This window comes from Pseudomonas fluorescens, from assembly GCF_001648775.1.
Classification (GTDB): domain Bacteria; phylum Pseudomonadota; class Gammaproteobacteria; order Pseudomonadales; family Pseudomonadaceae; genus Aquipseudomonas; species Aquipseudomonas fluorescens_M.
The window spans coordinates 476,967-496,401 of the sequence record NZ_LVEJ01000001.1 but is presented as its reverse complement, the minus strand read 5'-3'; the positions used below and the strand labels follow the sequence as shown (position 1 = coordinate 496,401).

The following is a 19,435-nucleotide window of genomic DNA, read 5'->3' as shown; positions in this document are numbered from 1 at the left end:
TCAAACGGAGCACCCGGACGCATCGTCATGACGCGTCCGGGTCGCTTCGCCGCTCCACAAAGAATGCTGTTTTGCCTGCCACGGTGGTTGCAAAGGCACCACGCGGCAGACGCTGCACCTGGATGCCCAGCACACCGGGCAACTTGAGCAATGCGCTGGCCTGCGCCTCGTGGTGCAAGGCTTGTTCGATAACGCGTTCTGCACCGGTCGGCAATCGGTCCTCAGCGATGAGCAGGTGCAGATGCGCACCGTCAGCCTGTCGATCAAGCCGCACCTGCACATCCGAGGCGTGCAGCTCAGGCAGTTTCTCGGCGAGCACGCTGAGAACCTGTCGCTGAGTGACAATCGCACCGCCCAGCTTGATCGAGGTCTCGACTCGCCCTTCCAGTTCCAGTATTGGCAGAGCGCTGCCACAGGCGCACGTTGATTGCCTGCCAAGGACGCGCCCACGATCGCCAATGCGATACCGCAGTAAAGGCACGTGATCGGGCAGCAAAGGCGTCAGCAGAAACTCACCGGTTTCGCCGTCGGCCAGCGCTCGCAGGCTCAGCGGGTCGACCACCTCAAGCAGCATGGCGTCTGCATGCAAATGGTAGAAACCCTGTTCGAGGTGCGCGCACTGGAACCCGATCGGGCCGGTTTCAGTCGAGCTATAACCCAATGAGCGTATGTTCAGCGCCGGCCAGTCCCGAGCCAGTTGCTCGCGTAGCGGCTGATGGCAGGGTTCGCCAATGTAGTAGAGCCACTTCAAACTGCTCAATTGCCCCTCACTGCCATCGGCATGATTGAACAGCGCCGCGGCAAACGAAGGGGTGCAGATCAGCGCATCGGCCGCTTGTGCATGAATCAAACCGGCAATACGCGCGATGCCCATCAAGGCGCCGGCAGGCAGCAGACGCGCACCGATGTGCTGGACGATGGCCGCCGCGTATTGAATGGCGCCCTGCATTTCACCGGGCGTCAGACAATTGATGACGACACGCGGGAGTTCATCGGTTGCACCAAACATCCGCGCGCCCAAGGGCACGATGCTGTCGTTGAATGTCCAGGAATGGGTGATGTGCTTGCGCAGACCCGTGCTGCCACCCGAGGTCAGCGTCAACCCGCCGCCCGACCCACGGTGTGACGCTTCACCGAGATGGCTAAACAGCAATCCGCCCTGTTCATCCTCTACGGCCAGGACCGGCAACCGATGCAGATCCTTCAAGGTCCGTACCTGGCGAATTTGCGGACACCACGTGCAGAACCATGGCAATGACCGCGCATGGGTCAATTTATGCGCGAAGGCGTCTGTTGCAGCCGCGTCAATGGCTGTCGAACTGGCATGCATCATCGAGTCACTGGGCATGACGCGGCTCTCCCTGACGAATGTTCAATTCGGCGAACCCGTCGTTAATGGCGCTGGCCAGATGCTCCAACTGGACCTGGTTGTGATTGGCGCTGATGGCCAGGCGCAGGATCGCTTCGCCTTTGGCCACCACCGGAAACAGGGCCGTGGTGACCGCGATGGCGTGCCTGCGCAGATGCAACGCCAGGCGGATGGCGTCACGCTCGGCGCCGACCCGGACAAAACGTATGGGTGAAGCAATCTGGTGGTTGCCCAGCACCGGCCCGAGCAGATCATCAACGACCGCCACATTTCGCCATAGTGAGGCCTGCAACCGGCCCAACTGCGCAGAAAGATGAATTCTGGCCGAGGCGACTGCCGCGCCGACACCGCCCATGGACAGTGGTCCACCGAAGGTATAAGTCGAGGCATGGCGCCGAATCAGCTCGGCATCCGCTGCCGTCAGCACAGTAATCGCACCGCCGGTTGCACCGAAGGCCTTGGACAATGACGACAGCAGGATCAGGCGATTGCGCAACGGCTCAACTGCGACATCAAGTGCATAACCGCCCCCGTCCTGGCCATGGATCGAAGTACCGTGAGCGTCATCCGCATACAGGTAACCTTCAAAGCGCTCTGCCAGTTGCAGCAGTCGACTGACGGGATAAAGCCCGCGCATCGAGCCAATGCTGTCAGTCAGGATAATCGGCGTATTGCCGGCAGCGACAGCACTGGAGCAGGCGTCTTCGACTTGCTGGAGATCGCTGCAATCGCAGCGCCGCACCGGGCCGAACTGCCACAGAATGCCTTGCAGGACTTGCATCGAAGCATGGGCCGCACGGTCAACAATCCAGCCCGGGCCACGACGCAGGGGATACGACGGCAACTCACCGGAACCCAATAGCGGCAAACAACCAAGATGGGCACTGCCCACCGAGTTGAACGTGACCGTATGCCCCTGGAATATGCGGTTCAACTGCTCATCGAGTTCACGCATCGGTGGTAGCAGCGCTCGGGTCCGGGCGGCAGCGAACTGCACACCAAAGGACTCGACGGCTTGCACTGCGCCTTGAATCAAGCGGGGATCGCTCTCAAGTCCCAGATAGGAACATGAAAGAAATTCGGTCAACTGCTCGCCGCTACCCAACTCAATGACCTTGCCTTCGCGCTTTTCCAGTTTCAGGCCATTGAGTCCGGCATCGAACAATTGCTGCTGATCGTCACGCGCCTGACGCACGCGGTTCTTGACCCAATTGACGGTCGGGTGAGGCGTATTCATCGAGATACCTGCACAGGTGATGTCTGGCGGTAGACCTGTACCCGCCAGAGTTGGGTTTTTTCTCGTGCGATTGCGTCCTGAAACTGCGCGGTGACGTCGCAGAAGCCTTGGCAATCGGGCTTTACCACATGCAAATGGCCGCGAATGACCGTCAGTGCGTGCTCGCCCAAGGCAGGCTGAATTTGCTGCAGGACGCGGGTGCCGACCGCCGGGGGCAAGAATGACGGCACATCGGAAAGCGATACAAAATCGACATCCCGGCAGTGCGCAACGCAGTCGAAAATATCGCCCTGCACCACGCTCAACTTGCACTCCCCGAGCGCCTTGCGAGCCTGCTGGAAAAGTTGCGGATCACACTCCAGCGGAAAGCCTTGCTCATATCGCAGCTCACCGAAAAACAGCATTTGTAGGAAAAAGCTTTCGCGCACGACCTGCGTGGTGAACAAGGTATGGAAAATACCCAGATAGGCCTCGCGGGAGCTGATCCCCAGGTTATTGCGGGGAAATGCGCCGCGGTACAGCAGCGAATTGAGTACCGCGGCATTTCCCAACAATGCGACCACGGCTTTCCAGCGCCTGCGAGGGAAGTGGCTTTGGTAATAGGCCGATTGTTCCCCCAGCTCGCGGCACTGAAAGATCGCTCGGCCGGCCTTGCCGGTGAACAGTCCGTTGACCTTTGCCAATCGTTGTAGAGTCTGCTCGAAGGCACCCAGGTAGATCGGTGCTTGCCAGTGCCGGGAATGAAACAGGTCGTTCAGCCAGCGGCGATCCGGTGGCGGCAGGTCCAGATGGCGAAAAATGGACTGGCGCTGTTGCGCCGTAGTGCTTGAGCAATAGCCCATGAAGTCCATGAATGACGGGTGATCGGTCTGTTCCAGCAGGGCAAAACGCAGACGGGTAAAGGCCAGTTGCGGCGCGCTGATATCAGCGCAAGTCAGACGGGCCGGTCTGCGCGCCAGCAACGGCAGAACCCGCCCGCCACAACCGGCAACGGCCACCACATGCGTGGCCTGCTTGGGTAAAATCGCATACTCGAGCGCCGTGTCCTCATCCCCCAACGCGTAGTTCAACCGCTCGAAGTAATCAGCCATGTCGACCTCCACCTGCCCGGCGTGCAGATAAATGTGAGGGGCTCATGATTTATCCAGGGCATGGAGGAATTCGTAGCGGGGCGCATCGCCGTTTTGCCAGGCTTCGTACTGCTTATAAACCGCGTCGAGCATATTGCCGGTCAGGCGCAGGCTGGTTTCCATCACGGTGGCGATGGCATCCCAGTCAGCCTGGTGCTTGCAGGTCCGCTGCAGGATGAGTTTGATCTCGTTGAAGTGCTCGACATCGATATCCGAGTGGGCGATGAAAAACGTCAGTTGCGCGGGCTTCAGCGCCAGCGTTTCGCTCAGTTTGTCGATCAGCGGAGTAATGAAGTGATAGGCGTTTTCCGCCCAGTAACTGTATCCCAGCCGTTGTAACGGATTACCGGTAAAAGAAATCCAGTACAAGTAAGCAATCAGTACTTCAGTTTCAGGAAGTGCTGGCGGGATATCAAAAACCTCATTTTTCAATCCCAGACTCATGACATCATGTAGAGCCATTTTTTCATGACCGACTTCTTGCGCCGCATGCTCAAAGCAGAACTTCGCATAAACAGGATTATCGGCATGTCGCACACCGACCAACCCCTGGTTTCGCGCGTTGTGCGCAGTGTAATGAAAGGTCTCGATCATATAGATAGCATATAACGCTCTGGAAACACTGCCCTCGCGGATGGCTTTGACCAGCCGGGAGTTATCCAGGATATCGCTCCACGCTTTTTCAATTCGTTGATCGAGCACAATCAATTGCTGTTCAAAACTGACGGATGCATTCATCGCGACTCTCCGGGGAGTTGGCGTTCATGGGAAAGGGTTGTTGCAGCGCTGTGAGGATTTGCCGCCATTGCGCAGACAGCAGCCAGTAGTCGCCGCGAGCGCGATGTTCGATATGAAGTGAGTTGGAGGTGATCGGGGTCAGACCAAAACGCTGGAACAGTCGCCGCTGGGGCGATCTGCACATGGCGGTAATGCCTTGATAACCGCGATCGATGGCCCATTCGGTGGCGGTCGCCAGCAGGCCGTTGATTGATACCGGCCGGTGTTGTTGAGAATGAGTGATCAGGCGACTGAACTCGACATGACGTGCCAGCGCCACAGTCGGCGAAACGTGCTGGTGAGCCAGCGAGGCCCATTCGAAAGGCGCCGGAGTCGCTCTTAAAACCGCCACGATCTGATCGCGCTGATACAGCAGGAAATGAGTACTGCGCGAGGCGATCGCCAGGCTGGTCTCAAGCGCCCGGGCTCTTGAGGTCAACATGTAATGCTGTAATCGAAGACGAAATTGCCGACCGATAAATCGCTCGAACTCGAGCGGGTCGCAACCCGCCTCAAGTATCACGACGCGATAATCACCTTGCTGACGAGTTAATGTCTGTTGAAGACCCTGGAGATAATCCCTGAGTTGCAAATCCGTAGTATCCATTCAATCTCCGCAAACGTGAACTTATCGAAGTTTTCTGCGCGCATTGAAAGGATGGATGCTTTTAGAAATATCGCCACTGCGCGACTTCTGATAATGACGTGGGAAAAATTACTGATATTTCGAACTTAATGATTTATCTGACGCACAGCGCAACATGAACAACGAACTGTTTAAGTTGCACGATCTGTTTAAAAAGAAATAGTCGGCATGCGCAAAACTCCTCGGTGAATACCACCGAGGAGTACGCCATCAATCAGAATGCAATAAACGCGTCAGTCCGGACGAATGACGTTACCGGACGCCAGGTCGCGGATGACGCTAGGGTTTTTCCGACCACCGAGGCTGCCGCCCAGCACCAGGTCAATCTGACCACGGAAATATTGCTCGACCCGCAAGCGTGTACGCGCCGCCGGCCGGCCTTGCGGATTGGCTGATGTTGAAATCAACGGCCCGACCATCGAACACAGATCGCGCACCTGAGGATGGTCGCTGACCCGCAGCGCCACGGTGTCGTGGATGCCGGTCACCCACACGGGCAACAGGTTCTGATGCGGTACCAGCCACGTGTTCGGCCCCGGCCAGGTGCTGGCCATGCGGTCGATCCATTCTTGCGGGAAGTCTTCGAACAGGAAATCGAACTGGCGAATGTTGTCGGCGACCAGTATCAGGCCCTTGTCCGCCGAGCGATTCTTGATCGCCAGCAGTCGATCCACCGCCTCTTCGTTCCACGGGTCGCAACCCAGCCCCCAGACGGCTTCGGTTGGATAGGCAATGACCGCCCCGGCGCGAATCTCTCGTGCGGCTTGTTGCACACGCCAACTGTTGACCATGAAAAAACTCTCCGCAAACAGGTTTCGCGCAGTTTACCGATCTTCCTAGTAAAACCCAGCCTGTAAAAACGTTAGTTCACTCGCGCAAACCAGCGGCCATTTTCATTCACCGCCCGGCCCTCCATCTCAAGCTCGGTGAGGGCTGCCAACACTTTCGGTAACGTCCAGCCGCTGCTGTCAGCCAGGCCCTCACTGGTGTGCGGCGCGGCGTGGAGCAGGGCGAGCAACGGATGATCCGCTTTCGCTGTGTCTGTGGATAACGGCAAGCGCTGCCAGCCTCGCAAGGCTTCGAGAATGTGTTCGATGGTTTCCACCAGCACTGCGCCATCGCGGATCAATTGGTGACAGCCGCGCGCGCCGGGGTGATGGATCGAACCGGGAATCGCATACACCTCGCGCCCCTGTTCTGCCGCCAGCCGCGCGGTGATCAGTGAACCACTGGCCACACTGGCCTCAACCACCAATACGCCAAGGGATAAACCGCTGATGATCCGGTTGCGGCGCGGGAAGTTGCTCGCCGTCGGCCCGGCATCCAGCGGAAACTCCGAAAGCACCGCGCTGCCCGAGGCGATCATGGCGTCCGCCAGGCGTTGATTGCGCTGTGGATAAAAATTTTCCAGGCCGGTGCCGAGGACACCGACCGTCAACCCGCCAACATCCAGCGCGGCCTGATGCGCAGCCGCATCGATACCCAGTGCCAAACCGCTGGTGATGACAAAACCGGCCCCGGCAAGGCAGCGGGAAAACGCCGCAGCAGTGTCCATTCCCGGACGTGAGGCGCGACGGCTACCCACCATCGCCAGCTGCGGTTTCTCCAGAATCAGTGGATCGCCCGCCACGAACAACAGGGGTGGCGGATCCGCAATTTGTCCGAGCAACGCCGGATAATCGGCCTGGTCCCACATCAGCAAATGATGCTCCGGCCGCTCTAGCCAGCGCATTGCATGACTGGCGCCGTCGCGAACTTCGGGACACCGTCGCGCTTCGGCGCAGGCCGCCGGTAAACCCAGCGAACGCCAGGCGCTGGCCGGCGCGCTGATGGCTTTGGATGCCGAGCCGAAGGCTTCGAGCAGCTTTGTAAAACGCTTGGGACCGATTTCCGGCAAGCGGTGCAGGCGCAAACGCGCTTCCAGTTCCGCTGGGGAAACCGGCGTACAGACAGGCAATATCATGGATCATCCTTGATCGTTATAAGCCCCGAACCATTCGGAACAAGCTGTGGATAAGTCTGTTGGTAACTTGTGAAGCAAGCTTACGGATTTCGCACCTTGTCAAGCACCGCCAGCGAGCGTGAAGCGTTGAGAACGAGGCCGTAGCTGAGTTTGTCGTAGGTGCGGAACACCATCAGCAATCCGGCGCGTTCGTCGGGAATTTTCAGTGGCTGGCCAGTAATGCGGTCACGCACGGTTTCGCCGGTTTTCATCACCACCAAAACGTTGCCTTCGGCGAGACCATCGCGCTTGCCTTTGTTTAATGTGACCACATCCATCACGCCAATCTGGGTGACGCCGCGTGGGACATCGATGATCACGCCGTTGATACTGGTGGTCGGTGCGCTGGGCATGAAGGTCGAGTTGATCGAGCGCTCTTCGCCGCTGAACAAACGGTCGCCGAGGCGTACCTCCTGAGTCGTACGTTGCAAGGCGAGGGTGGCGACGTCGCCTTCGGTTGCCACAATCTCACCGCCGCCGATATCGTCGGCGTTGATCCCGAGGAACTCCTTGGTCTGTGGATCGGTGTAGACCTTGCCCTGACGGAAGATGCCGTAGACCGGTTGATCGGGGTCGAAATGGCCACGCGCGAAGATCCGGTCACCGGTACCGCTGAGCACGCGTTCAGCATCGCCGGCGACGATGTACGGCGCCTTGTCGAAGTCCTCGACCTTGTCGACGATACGGTTGCTCAGCAGAAAACTGTTGATCGATTTCAGCGGAATGCTCGGGATTGCCTCAGCCACCGGGCTGGTGCGAATGCGTGGCGAGAGCTTGATGGTGCCGCGCGACTCACCGCGATTGACGGTCAGACGCGGCTGGCCATCGACATAACTGAGCGTCAGCGTGTCGCCGGGATAGATCAGGTTGGGGTTTTCGATTTGCGGATTGGCCCGCCACAGTTGTGGCCACTGCCAGGGTTCGCGCAGGTATTTGCCGGAAATGTCCCAGAGTGTGTCCCCCGAAACCACCGTGTATTGCTGTGGAAAACCATCCCTGAGTTGCACTTGCCCTTGTGCCACGCCGGCCGAAGCCAACAGCAGCAGGGCGAGTAGTGTTTTCCTCATGCAGTGAATCCCTTTATCATGTGCATTCGCGTGAACCGTCAGAGCCCCCGTGGCTCGCTTCTGATTTTGTAGAAGCTACGCTTCACAACGGTAGCCTGCATCTTCGGACCTGCCAGGCCATCGCCCGACTTTACTCAACATGTGCAGCAATCAAAGCCTATGGCCATTTTAAACATCCTCGAATTCCCGGACCCGCGTCTGCGCACTATCGCCAAGCCTGTGGCTGTAGTGGACGACGAAGTGCGTCAGTTGGTCGATGACATGTTTGAAACAATGTATGAAGCGCCGGGCATCGGCCTTGCCGCGACCCAGGTCAACGTGCACAAACGTATCGTCGTGATGGACCTTTCCGAAGACCGCACCGAACCGCGGGTGTTCATCAACCCCGAGTTCGAATCGCTGACCGAAGAAATGGAGCAGTACCAGGAAGGCTGCCTGTCGGTACCGGGTTTCTACGAAAACGTCGACCGCCCGCAAAAGGTCAAAATCAAGGCGCTGGACCGCGACGGCAAGCCCTATGAGCTGATCGCCGAAGGCCTGCTCGCGGTGTGCATCCAGCACGAATGCGACCACCTCAACGGCAAATTGTTCGTCGATTACCTGTCCACGCTCAAACGCGACCGGATCAAGAAGAAACTGGAAAAGCAGCACCGCCAGAACGCTTGATGCCCCTCTTCAAAGGCTTGCTGCGGCAAGCCTTTTTCTTTTTATGAGACTCCCTTCATGACTGAGCCACTGCGCATCGTTTTTGCCGGTACCCCGGAATTCGCCGCCGAACACCTCAAGGCCCTGCTGACCAGCCCTTACGAGATCGTTGCGGTCTACACCCAACCGGATCGTCCGGCCGGTCGCGGGCAAAAACTGATGCCGAGCCCGGTCAAACAGCTCGCGCTGGAAAACAATATCCAGGTGTTGCAGCCGCCGACCTTGCGCAATGCTGACGCTCAAGCCGAGCTGGCCGCGTTGAAGCCGGACTTGCTGGTGGTGGTCGCCTACGGCTTGATCCTGCCGCAAGTGGTGCTGGATATTCCGCGCCTGGGCTGCATCAACAGCCACGCCTCCTTGCTGCCACGCTGGCGCGGAGCCGCGCCGATTCAACGCGCCGTGGAACACGGTGACGCGGAGAGCGGCGTGACCGTGATGCGCATGGAAGCCGGCCTCGACACCGGGCCGATGCTGCTCAAAGTCGTCACGCCAATCAGCGCCGAAGACACGGGCGGCAGCCTGCATGACCGTCTCGCCGAGATGGGCCCACCGGCCGTGGTGCAAGCGATTGCCGGCCTCGCTGCTGGCACGCTGGAAGGCGAAGTGCAGAACGATGAGCTCGCCACCTACGCGCACAAACTCAACAAGGATGAAGCACGCATCGACTGGAGCCGTCCGGCGGTTGAGCTGGAGCGACTGGTCCGCGCCTTCAACCCATGGCCAATCACTCACAGCAGCCTCAACGGTGAAGCACTGAAAGTGCTGGCGGCGACGCTTGCCGACGGTAAAGGCGCGCCAGGTGAAATCCTCAGCGCCAGCAAGGACGGCCTGGTCGTCGCCTGCGGCAAACAAGCGCTGTGCCTGACCCGCCTGCAATTGCCCGGCGGCAAAGCGCTGAATTTCAGCGACCTGTTCAATAGCCGTCGTGAGAAGTTCGCTGTCGGCACGGTGCTCGGCGCAGCGGTGGACGCGCAATGAACCCTCGTCTGGCCGCCGCCAAGGCACTCGCCGCCGTGCTCAGCGGCAAAGCCTCGCTGAACAGCTCCCTGCCGACGCAACTGGACAAGGTCGACGATCGCGATCGCGGTTTCACTCAGGATCTGGCGTTCGGCACCGCACGCTGGCAGCCACGCCTGTCGGCGCTGGCGGAGAAGCTGCTGCAGAAACCGTTCAAGACTGCCGACGCCGATGTCGAAGCGTTGCTGCTGGTCGGTCTCTACCAATTGCTCTACACCCGCGTACCGGCCCACGCCGCCATCGGTGAAACCGTAGGTTGCGCCGACAAGCTGAAAAAGCCGTGGGCCAAGGGCCTGCTCAACGCCGTGCTGCGTAACGCTCAGCGCGAAAGCGAGACGATTTTTGCCGAGCTGGAGCGTGATCCGGTGGTGCGCACCGCTCACCCGCGCTGGCTGCAAAAATCCCTGAAGGCCTTCTGGCCTGAGCAGTGGGAAGCGATTTGCGAGGCGAACAACGCGCATCCGCCGATGATCCTGCGGGTCAATCGCCGCCATCACAGCCGCGACGCTTACCTCGGCTTGCTGACCGAAGCCGGGATTGCCGCGACGCCGTGTGTTTACAGCCGCGACGGCATCGTTCTCGAAGCCGCCGCCGACGTGCGCAGCTTGCCGGGTTTCGCCGAAGGCTGGATCAGCGTGCAGGACGAAGCCGCGCAACTGGCCGCCGACCTGCTCGATCTGGCGCCGGGCCAACGCGTGCTCGACGCTTGCTGCGCCCCCGGCGGCAAGACCTGCCACATTCTTGAAGCCGAGCCGGCACTGGCCGGTGTCGTCGCGGTGGATCTGGAAGCCAAGCGGCTGGTGCGCGTTAAGGAAAACCTTGAACGCCTGGGTCTGGATGCCGAACTGATCGCCGCCGACGGTCGCGACACCGCGAAATGGTGGGACGGCAAACCGTTCCAGCGCATCCTGCTCGACGCCCCGTGTTCGGCCACTGGCGTCATTCGTCGCCACCCGGACATCAAGCTGACCCGTCAGCCGGACGACATCGTCGCCCTTGCGCAACTGCAAGGCGAGCTGCTCGACGCCATGTGGAAAACCCTCGAAGTCGGCGGCATCCTGCTTTATGCGACCTGCTCGACATTGCCGACCGAGAACACCGAAGTCATCGCCGCGTTTCTTGAGCGCACGCCCGGCGCCCGCGAACTGGACCTGGCCACAAGTGCCGGGATCAAGCAGCCCCATGGTCGCCAATTGCTGGCCCAGCAGGGCGGGCATGACGGGTTCTACTACGCCAAGCTGATCAAGATCGCTGCCGCGCGCGGCTAAACGGATTCAACGGAGTGACTGGATGAAAATCATCATCCTCGGTGCAGGACAGGTCGGCGGTTCGCTGGCCGAGCATTTGGCCAGTGAGGCCAACGACATCACCGTGGTCGACACCGACGGCGAGCGCCTGCGCGACCTCGGCGACCGCCTCGACATCCGCACCGTGCAGGGCCGTGGCTCGCTGCCGTCGGTGCTGCGTCAGGCCGGTGCCGACGACGCCGACATGCTGGTCGCGGTAACCAACAGCGACGAAACCAACATGGTCGCCTGCCAGGTCGCCCACACGCTGTTCCACACCCCGACCAAGATCGCCCGGGTGCGCGAAGCGTCCTACCTCCATCGCGAGGAACAGTTGTTCCAGAACGAAGCGATCCCGGTCGACGTGCTGATCAGCCCCGAGCAAGTGGTGACCAACTACATCAAACGCCTGATCCAGCATCCGGGCGCGTTGCAGGTGATCGATTTCGCCGAAGGCGCGGCGCAACTGGTGGCGGTGCGCGCCTATTACGGCGGGCCGCTGGTCGGCCAGCAACTACGGCAGTTGCGCGAACACATGCCGAATGTCGAGACCCGCGTTGCGGCGATTTTCCGCCGTGACCGGCCGATCCTGCCGCAAGGCGATACGGTGATCGAGGCCGATGACGAAGTCTTCTTCATCGCCGCCCGTGAGAATATTCGCGCGGTCATGAGCGAAATGCGCCGTCTCGACGAAACCTATAAACGTATTGTCATCGCGGGTGGCGGGCAGATTGGCGAGCGTCTGGCCGAGGCCATCGAAAGCCGTTATCAGGTGAAGATCATCGAGATGAACCCAGCGCGTTGCCGGTATCTCTCCGACACCCTCGACAGCACCGTGGTGTTGCAGGGCAGCGCGTCAGATCGCGACTTGCTGCTGGAGGAGAACATCGCCGACGCCGACATTTTTCTCGCGCTGACCAACGATGACGAAGCCAACATCATGTCGTCGCTGCTGGCCAAACGGCTGGGCGCGAAGAAGGTCATGACGATCATCAACAACCCGGCCTACGTCGACCTGATTCAGGGCGGCGACATCGACATCGCCATCAGCCCGCAACTGGCGACCATCGGCACGCTGCTGGCCCACGTGCGCCGTGGCGATATCGTCAGCGTGCACTCATTGCGGCGCGGTGCGGCGGAAGCCATCGAGGCGATTGCCCACGGCGATGCGAAGTCGAGCAAGGTGATTGGCAGGCCAATCGAGAAGATCGGCCTGCCGCCGGGCACCACGATTGGCGCGGTGATCCGCAATGAACAAGTGATCATCGCCCACGACGACACGGTGATCGAAGCGGGCGACCATGTGATTCTGTTCCTTGTGGATAAAAAGCATATTCGCGATGTGGAGAAGCTCTTCCATGTGGGGTTGAGCTTCTTCTGAGGTTTGCGCTGACGGCACTGGCCCCTTCGCGAGCAGGCTCGCTCCCACATTTGGAATGCGTTTCCCCTGTGGCAGCGAGCCTGCTCGCGAAGGCGGTCTCAATACACCTCATCAACATCTGACACCCAAGAAAGGAATCCACCAATGCTCGAATCCCTGGAAAAAATGCTCGCCAAGGGTGTGGATAACTCCCTGCTGCGCTTCGGCCTGGGCAAGGGCTATCTGGACCTTGGCGAAAACGCCAAGGCTGCCGAGCATTTTCAGCGCTGTGTCGGTTTCGATCCCAAGTATTCGGCGGCGTGGAAACTGTTAGGCAAGGCGCAACTTGCGCAGGGCGATCACGCCGCCGCGCGTAATGCGTGGGAACAGGGTCTGGAGGCGGCCCGCGCCCATGGCGACAAGCAGGCCGAGAAGGAAATGACGGTGTTTCTGAAGAAGCTCGATCGTCAGGCGCAGTGAATCAGAGATAACGCAGGCCGATGCCTTCGGGGTCCACCGTCACCACTTCCATCCGCACACGCGGCGCGCCTGTGGGTAAATCCTGCACTTGGCCATAAACCACCGCACCTTTGGGCAACGACGCCAGGCTCGGATGCTGGACATACACGCCAGTGGGCGACAGGTTGCGCGTCTGCCCCAGGCATTCGCCGAAGCTGTCGTGGGTGATCTTGATGCGAAACGATTTGCGGTGTTCGGACATCTGCTGCGCCCTTGAATGAACGGTTGTGGATAACCTCGCCAGTAGAGGTTATCCACAGATCATGCCAATCACATCTAAATAGCTCAGTACCAGCGCTCTTCGCCCGGCGGACGTTTCTTGAAGCGCTTCATGCTCCACATGTACTGGCTCGGATACGCCGCCACGTAACGCTCAACCACTTTGCTCATCGCCGCACAGGATTCAGCCGTGTCGGTGCTGTACATGGCTTGCGGCGCCGCTTCGAGGATGACTTTGTAGCCAGAACCGTCGGGCAGGCGCAGCGCATGCAGGAACACGCCGACTGCCTTACCGCCCGCCAACATGTTCGGCACGAATTTGCTGGTCAGTGCCTGTGTGGCGAAGAACGGCACGAAGATCCCGGCGGATTCGGCCGGTTCCGGGTCGGCAGGAATACCCACTGCACCACCTTTGCGCACTTCCTTGATGACGCTGAGGATGCCTTCCTTGGTGGAAGCAGCGACTTTGTTGCCCAGTTGCACGCGCTGTTTACGCAGCAATTCATCCACAGCCTTGAGCTTCGGCGGGCGATAGAAAATGATCGGTTTGCACTGGCTGCAATAGAAGTGGTTGAGCACTTCCCAGTTGCCGAGGTGGCTGGTGATGCCGACCACGCCTTTGCCCGAGGCCAAGGCGTCTTTCAGCACGTCGAGGCCTTCGACTTCGCGCACCAGATCGATTGAGCGCTGCGCCGGCCAGATCCACGCGCAGGCGCTTTCGGTCAGCGACTTGCCGATGTCTTTCAGGCTCTGCCCGACCAGACGCTCACGCTCGGCCGCATTCATCTGTGGAAAACATTTGGCGAGGTTGATCCGCACCACGTCGCGGGAGCGGTTGGGGGTTTTCCACATGATCCAGCCGATCGCCGAACCCACGGCCTGCACGGCCCGCCATGGCAGCAGGGCAAACAGCCGCAGAGCGCCTACCAGCAAGGCGCCTTTAAACTTTTCCACAGGTCACTCCTGATCTTGTGCGGTGCGCGAGGCGGCCATTCTAACCGCCGTTGGCGAGCTGCGCGTAGCGGTCGCAATCCCGGGTGTGGTCCATGACCATGCCCGAAGCCTGCATCAACGCGTAGCAAATGGTCGGGCCGACGAACGTGAACCCGGCCTTTTTCAGGGCTTTGCTCATCGCCAGCGCTTCGGGGGTGATCGCCGGGACTTCGCTGCGATCCTTGAAATGATTGATGATCGGTTGGTCGTTGACGAACGACCAGAGGAACGCCACCGGATCCTCCAGCGCCAGCCAGGCTTGGGCGTTACGCCGGGCGGCGTTGAGTTTGAGGCGGTTGCGGATGATCCCCGGATCGAGCATCAACTCGTCGATTTCGGCGTCGCTCATCTGCGCTACGCGCTGTACGTCGAAGCCGAATAACACTTCGCGATAACGCTCGCGTTTGCGCAACACGGTGATCCAGGACAACCCGGCCTGGAACCCTTCGAGCAAAAGCAACTCGAACAAACCCTGCGCATCGCGTAGCGGCGTGCCCCACTCCTGGTCGTGATAAGCCATGTACAGCGGATCTTCGGTACACCAAAAGCAGCGTGGCATAAGGCTCCAGGGGGCGTGCGCAGCAATGAATCGGGTATACTCCCGCTCTTTAAATCGCAGCCCAAGAAACAGGTGAATTTCGTGAGCCAGCCTACGCCAGCCGTGCGTACCTTCCAAGACTTGATCCTCGCGCTCCAGCAATACTGGGCCGAGCAAGGTTGCGTGGTACTTCAGCCCTACGATATGGAAGTAGGCGCCGGCACTTTCCACACCGCGACCTTCCTCCGTGCCATCGGCCCGGAAACCTGGAACGCCGCCTACGTGCAGCCAAGCCGCCGTCCGACTGACGGCCGTTACGGCGAAAACCCGAACCGTCTGCAGCACTACTACCAGTTCCAGGTGGTCCTGAAGCCGAACCCGGACAATTTCCAGGAACTGTACCTGGGCTCGCTCAAGCATGTCGGCCTCGATCCACTGGTTCACGACATTCGCTTCGTCGAAGACAACTGGGAATCGCCGACCCTCGGCGCCTGGGGTCTGGGCTGGGAAGTCTGGCTGAACGGCATGGAAGTGACTCAGTTCACTTACTTCCAGCAGGCGGGCGGCATCGAGTGCTACCCGGTGACCGGCGAGATCACTTACGGTCTCGAGCGTCTGGCCATGTACCTGCAAGGCGTGGATTCGGTCTACGACCTGGTCTGGGCTGACGGCCCGATGGGCAAAGTCACCTACGGCGACGTGTTCCACCAGAACGAGGTGGAGCAGTCCACTTACAACTTCGAACACGCCAACGTCGACAAGCTGTTCGAACTGTTCGACTTCTATGAAAGCGAAGCCAAGCGCCTGATCGAACTCGACCAGCCGCTGCCGTTGCCGAGCTACGAAATGGTGTTGAAGGCGTCGCACACCTTCAACCTGCTGGATGCGCGCCGGGCGATCTCGGTGACCGCGCGTCAGCAATACATTCTGCGCGTACGCACCCTGGCGCGTTCCGTTGCGCAAGCCTACCTGCTGGCGCGCGCCAAGCTGGGCTTCCCGATGGCGACCCCGGACCTGCGTGACGAAGTACTGGCCAAGCTGGAGGCAGCACAATGAGTGCGCAAGATTTTCTGGTTGAACTGGGCACCGAAGAACTGCCACCGAAAGCCCTGAACACCTTGGCTGAGGCGTTCCTCGCCGGTATCGACAAGGGCCTGCAAGCCGCTGGCCTGAGCTACGAAAGCAAAACCGTCTACGCCGCGCCACGTCGTCTGGCTGTGCTGATCACTGCGCTGGCCACCCAGCAACCGGATCGCAGCATCAACCTCGACGGCCCGCCACGTCAGGCCGCGTTCGACGCTGAAGGCAATCCGACTCAGGCAGCTTTGGGCTTCGCCAAGAAATGCGGCGTTGATCTGAGCGAAATCGATCAGAGCGGCCCGAAACTGCGCTACAGCCAAAGCATCGCCGGCAAGCCGACCGCAAGCCTGCTGCCAACCATCGTCGAAGACTCGCTGAACGACCTGCCGATCCCGAAACGCATGCGTTGGGGTGCGCGCAAGGAAGAGTTCGTGCGTCCGACCCAATGGCTGGTGATGCTGCTCGGTGACCAGGTCATCGATTGCACCATCCTCGCGCAGAAGGCTGGCCGTGATTCCCGTGGTCACCGTTTCCATCACCCGGAAAACGTGCGCATCGGTTCGCCGTCGAGCTACCTCGCCGACCTGCGTGCCGCTTACGTGCTGGCCGACGCCAACGAGCGTCGCGAGATCATCAGCAAGCGCACCGAAGAGCTGGCCACCCGTCAGGAAGGCACGGCAATCGTTCCGCCGGCGCTGCTCGACGAAGTGACCGCACTGGTTGAATGGCCGGTGCCGCTGGTGTGCTCGTTCGAGGAACGCTTCCTCGACGTGCCGCAGGAAGCGCTGATCACCACCATGCAGGACAACCAGAAGTATTTCTGCCTGCTGGATGCCGACGGCAAGTTGCTGCCACGTTTCATCACTGTGGCCAACATCGAAAGCAAAGACCCGCAGCAGATCATCGCCGGTAACGAGAAAGTGGTTCGCCCACGTCTGACCGACGCCGAGTTCTTCTTCAAGCAAGACAAGAAGCAGAAGCTCGAAGCTTTCAATGATCGCCTGAAGAACGTGGTGTTCCAGGAAAAACTCGGCAGCGTCTACGACAAGGCCGAGCGCGTTTCCAAGCTGGCCGCATACATCGCCGCACGCATTGGCGGCAACGCTTCGTGGGCTGCCCGTGCAGGCCTGCTGTCGAAGTGCGACCTGGCCACCGAAATGGTCGGCGAGTTCCCGGAGATGCAAGGTGTCGCCGGTTACTACTACGCCCTCAATGATGGCGAGCCGGAAGACGTCGCGTTGGCGCTCAACGAGCAATACATGCCACGCGGTGCCGGTGCTGAACTGCCAGCCACCCTGACCGGTGCGGCCGTCGCGATCGCTGACAAGCTCGACACGCTGGTCGGTATCTTCGGTATCGGCATGCTGCCAACCGGCAGCAAAGACCCGTACGCCCTGCGCCGTGCGGCACTCGGCGTGCTGCGTATCCTCATCGAGAAGAAACTCGACCTCGACCTCAACGACGCTGTGGCTTTCGCCGTGAATGCGTTCGGTGCCAAGGTCAAGGCTGCCGGCCTCAACGAGTCCGTGCTGGAATTCATCTTCGACCGTCTGCGTGCGCGTTATGAAGACGAAGGCGTTGAAGTCGCTACTTACCTGTCGGTACGTGCCCTGAAGCCGGGTTCGGCGCTGGACTTCGATCAGCGTGTGCAAGCGGTTCAGGCATTCCGCAAACTGCCGGAAGCGGCAGCGCTGGCGGCGGTGAACAAGCGTGTATCGAACCTGTTGAGCAAACTCGAAGGCGCGGTACCGACCGAAGTCCAAGCCAAGTACTTCGACAACGCCAACGAGTTCTCGCTGTACTCGGCGATTCAGCAAGCGGATCAGGCGGTACAGCCGATGGCTGCGGCGCGTCAGTACAACGAATCGCTGGCACGCCTGGCGGCATTGCGTGAGCCGGTGGATGCGTTCTTTGACGCGGTAATGGTCAATGCCGACGACGCCAATGTGCGGGCCAACCGTTACGCGCTGCTGGCGCGTCTGCGTGGTCTGTTCCTGGGTGTTGCCGACATTTCGCTGCTGGGTTGAGGGATTGCTGTTGAAACTGCTGATTCTCGATCGGGACGGAGTGATCAATTACGACTCCGACGCTTACATCAAGTCAGTGGCGGAGTGGATTCCGTTGCCGGGCTCGATCGAAGCGATTGCGCAGTTGAGCAAGGCCGGCTGGACGGTGGCGGTGGCCACCAACCAGTCGGGCATTGCTCGCGGCTATTACGACCTCGCCACCCTCGATGCCATGCACGCGCGCTTGCGCGAGCTTGTCGCGGAGCAGGGCGGTGAAGTCGGGCTGATCGTGTATTGCCCGCATGGCCCGGACGAAGGCTGCGATTGCCGCAAGCCGAAACCGGGGATGTTGAAAACCATCGCCGCGCATTACGACGTCGACCTGACCAATGTCTGGTTCGTCGGTGACAGCCTTGGTGACCTGGAGGCCGCCAAAGCCGTCGATTCACAGCCAGTTTTGGTAAAGACCGGAAAAGGCGCAAAGACTCAGGGCAAAACCCTGCCGGTTGGCACTCTGATTTTTGACGATCTGGCGGCGATTGCCGCAGAACTTATCCACAACTAGAGTACTTCTGAAGTTCCTGACCAGGGATTGATCGGGAGTGCGCTTGAACAGTCGGGCATTGCCCCGTAACGGTAAACGTCACTATGTCGATACTGCGGGCCATCAGGATTTTTCTCTTTTACCTGCTGCTGGGCACCACTTCCCTGCTGTGGTGCAGCTTGAGTTTTTTTATCGCGCCGTTTTTGCCATTCAAGGCGCGTTATCGTTTTATCAACGTGTACTGGTGCCGTTGCGCCTTGTGGTTGACCAAGGTGTTCCTCGGTATCCGTTACGAAATCAAAGGTGCGCAAAACGTGCCTGACCGGCCCTGCGTGATTCAATCGAACCACCAGAGCACCTGGGAGACATTCTTTCTCTCCGCTTATTTCTCGCCGTTGAGCCAGGTGCTCAAACGCGAACTGCTGTACGTGCCGTTCTTCGGCTGGGCAATGGCCATGCTGCGGCCAATCGCGATTGATCGCGACAACCCGAAAGCGGCGCTGAAACAAGTCGCGGCCAAGGGTGATGAACTGCTCAAAGATAACGTCTGGGTGCTGATCTTCCCGGAAGGTACGCGTGTTCCGTTTGGCACTGTCGGCAAGTTCTCCCGCAGTGGCAGTGCATTGGCGGTGAATGCGGCGCTTCCGGTGCTGCCGATTGCACACAATGCCGGCAAATTCTGGCCGAAAATCGGCTGGGGCAAGAAGTCTGGGGTGATCACTGTGGTCATCGGTGAACCGATGTACGCCGAAGGCACAGGCCCGCGCGCCATCGCTGATCTGAACGACCGCGTGCAAGCCTGGAACGAGAAGACTCAGCGCGAAATGGGCTCGCTGCCACCGGCTCCGCAGGCACCGGCTGCGAATGATCAGATCGCTGTCTGAGATTTTGTGGATAACCTGTGTACGGTTTGCTTGAAAAAGCTTGAATATTGGAAGTA

Annotated in this window: 20 protein-coding genes; 9 read left to right on the top strand and 11 right to left on the bottom strand. The window is 59.9% G+C overall.

The window, feature by feature from the left end; translation table 11 throughout:
- Nucleotides 1-25 precede the first annotated feature (25 nt).
- From A8O26_RS02270 to A8O26_RS02235, 8 genes are all read right to left on the bottom strand, one after another.
- Nucleotides 26-1,348, bottom strand: coding sequence for a phenylacetate--CoA ligase family protein (locus A8O26_RS02270; RefSeq protein ID WP_253756620.1), 1,323 nt, complete (start codon nucleotides 1,346-1,348; stop codon nucleotides 26-28).
- A complete protein-coding gene (locus A8O26_RS02265) occupies nucleotides 1,338-2,606 on the bottom strand; it encodes an aminotransferase class I/II-fold pyridoxal phosphate-dependent enzyme (protein ID WP_064116571.1) in 1,269 nt (422 codons plus the stop codon). Before A8O26_RS02265 ends, A8O26_RS02270 begins: the two co-directional genes overlap by 11 nt.
- On the bottom strand, nucleotides 2,603-3,697 hold the full coding sequence (locus A8O26_RS02260) for a DUF3419 family protein (RefSeq protein WP_064116570.1): 1,095 nt from the start codon (nucleotides 3,695-3,697) through the stop codon (nucleotides 2,603-2,605). The genes A8O26_RS02265 and A8O26_RS02260 overlap by 4 nt, the downstream gene beginning before the upstream one ends.
- 42 nt (nucleotides 3,698-3,739) lie before the next feature.
- The gene (locus A8O26_RS02255; RefSeq protein ID WP_064116569.1) at nucleotides 3,740-4,474 is read right to left on the bottom strand and encodes an iron-containing redox enzyme family protein; all 735 of its coding nucleotides are present in this window, start codon (nucleotides 4,472-4,474) and stop codon (nucleotides 3,740-3,742) included.
- On the bottom strand, nucleotides 4,452-5,120 hold the full coding sequence (locus A8O26_RS02250) for a hypothetical protein (protein WP_064116568.1): 669 nt from the start codon (nucleotides 5,118-5,120) through the stop codon (nucleotides 4,452-4,454). The genes A8O26_RS02255 and A8O26_RS02250 overlap by 23 nt, the downstream gene beginning before the upstream one ends.
- Nucleotides 5,121-5,392: 272 nt before the next feature.
- A complete protein-coding gene (locus A8O26_RS02245) occupies nucleotides 5,393-5,950 on the bottom strand; it encodes an L-threonylcarbamoyladenylate synthase (RefSeq protein ID WP_064116567.1) in 558 nt (185 codons plus the stop codon).
- Between the two features lie 71 nt (nucleotides 5,951-6,021).
- The gene (dprA, locus tag A8O26_RS02240) at nucleotides 6,022-7,122 is read right to left on the bottom strand and encodes a DNA-processing protein DprA (RefSeq protein WP_064116566.1); all 1,101 of its coding nucleotides are present in this window, start codon (nucleotides 7,120-7,122) and stop codon (nucleotides 6,022-6,024) included.
- Nucleotides 7,123-7,202: 80 nt separating this feature from the next.
- Nucleotides 7,203-8,228, bottom strand: a complete 1,026-nt coding sequence (locus A8O26_RS02235) for a LysM peptidoglycan-binding domain-containing protein (protein WP_064116565.1) — start codon at nucleotides 8,226-8,228, stop codon at nucleotides 7,203-7,205.
- Between the two features lie 159 nt (nucleotides 8,229-8,387).
- Between A8O26_RS02235 and def the strand changes: the two genes are divergently transcribed.
- The 5 genes from def to A8O26_RS02210 all read left to right on the top strand — a co-directional run bounded on the left by def (nucleotide 8,388) and on the right by A8O26_RS02210 (nucleotide 13,076).
- Nucleotides 8,388-8,894 (top strand): peptide deformylase, encoded by a 507-nt coding sequence (def, locus tag A8O26_RS02230; protein ID WP_064116564.1) that lies wholly within the window; start codon nucleotides 8,388-8,390, stop codon nucleotides 8,892-8,894.
- Between the two features lie 57 nt (nucleotides 8,895-8,951).
- Nucleotides 8,952-9,911, top strand: coding sequence for a methionyl-tRNA formyltransferase (gene fmt, locus A8O26_RS02225; RefSeq protein WP_064116563.1), 960 nt, complete (start codon nucleotides 8,952-8,954; stop codon nucleotides 9,909-9,911).
- Nucleotides 9,908-11,218: a 16S rRNA (cytosine(967)-C(5))-methyltransferase RsmB gene (rsmB, locus tag A8O26_RS02220; protein WP_064116562.1), complete on the top strand. Its 1,311-nt coding sequence runs from the start codon at nucleotides 9,908-9,910 to the stop codon at nucleotides 11,216-11,218. Before fmt ends, rsmB begins: the two co-directional genes overlap by 4 nt.
- Nucleotides 11,219-11,240: 22 nt before the next feature.
- Nucleotides 11,241-12,617 carry a Trk system potassium transporter TrkA gene (gene trkA, locus A8O26_RS02215; protein ID WP_064116561.1) on the top strand — a complete coding sequence of 459 codons (1,377 nt, stop codon included), beginning with the start codon at nucleotides 11,241-11,243 and terminating at the stop codon, nucleotides 12,615-12,617.
- Nucleotides 12,618-12,761: 144 nt separating this feature from the next.
- Nucleotides 12,762-13,076, top strand: coding sequence for a tetratricopeptide repeat protein (locus A8O26_RS02210; protein WP_064116560.1), 315 nt, complete (start codon nucleotides 12,762-12,764; stop codon nucleotides 13,074-13,076).
- Between the two features lies 1 nt (nucleotide 13,077).
- Here A8O26_RS02210 and A8O26_RS02205 read toward each other — a convergent pair whose 3' ends face one another.
- The 3 genes from A8O26_RS02205 to A8O26_RS02195 form a co-directional block, all read right to left on the bottom strand.
- Entirely contained in the window at nucleotides 13,078-13,317 is a 240-nt protein-coding gene (locus A8O26_RS02205) for a PilZ domain-containing protein (RefSeq protein ID WP_064116559.1), read from the bottom strand.
- A gap of 83 nt (nucleotides 13,318-13,400) precedes the next feature.
- Nucleotides 13,401-14,288 (bottom strand): lysophospholipid acyltransferase, encoded by an 888-nt coding sequence (locus tag A8O26_RS02200; protein WP_064116558.1) that lies wholly within the window; start codon nucleotides 14,286-14,288, stop codon nucleotides 13,401-13,403.
- A gap of 40 nt (nucleotides 14,289-14,328) precedes the next feature.
- On the bottom strand, nucleotides 14,329-14,886 hold the full coding sequence (locus A8O26_RS02195; protein WP_064116557.1) for a DNA-3-methyladenine glycosylase I: 558 nt from the start codon (nucleotides 14,884-14,886) through the stop codon (nucleotides 14,329-14,331).
- Between the two features lie 81 nt (nucleotides 14,887-14,967).
- Between A8O26_RS02195 and glyQ the strand changes: the two genes are divergently transcribed.
- The 4 genes from glyQ to A8O26_RS02175 all read left to right on the top strand — a co-directional run bounded on the left by glyQ (nucleotide 14,968) and on the right by A8O26_RS02175 (nucleotide 19,379).
- Nucleotides 14,968-15,921 (top strand): glycine--tRNA ligase subunit alpha, encoded by a 954-nt coding sequence (glyQ, locus tag A8O26_RS02190; protein WP_025112261.1) that lies wholly within the window; start codon nucleotides 14,968-14,970, stop codon nucleotides 15,919-15,921.
- Nucleotides 15,918-17,972 carry a glycine--tRNA ligase subunit beta gene (gene glyS / locus A8O26_RS02185; RefSeq protein ID WP_064116556.1) on the top strand — a complete coding sequence of 685 codons (2,055 nt, stop codon included), beginning with the start codon at nucleotides 15,918-15,920 and terminating at the stop codon, nucleotides 17,970-17,972. The genes glyQ and glyS overlap by 4 nt, the downstream gene beginning before the upstream one ends.
- A 4-nt stretch (nucleotides 17,973-17,976) precedes the next feature.
- A complete protein-coding gene (gene gmhB / locus A8O26_RS02180) occupies nucleotides 17,977-18,516 on the top strand; it encodes a D-glycero-beta-D-manno-heptose 1,7-bisphosphate 7-phosphatase (RefSeq protein ID WP_172828103.1) in 540 nt (179 codons plus the stop codon).
- A gap of 83 nt (nucleotides 18,517-18,599) precedes the next feature.
- A complete protein-coding gene (locus A8O26_RS02175) occupies nucleotides 18,600-19,379 on the top strand; it encodes a lysophospholipid acyltransferase family protein (RefSeq protein ID WP_064116554.1) in 780 nt (259 codons plus the stop codon).
- Nucleotides 19,380-19,435: the final 56 nt, after the last annotated feature.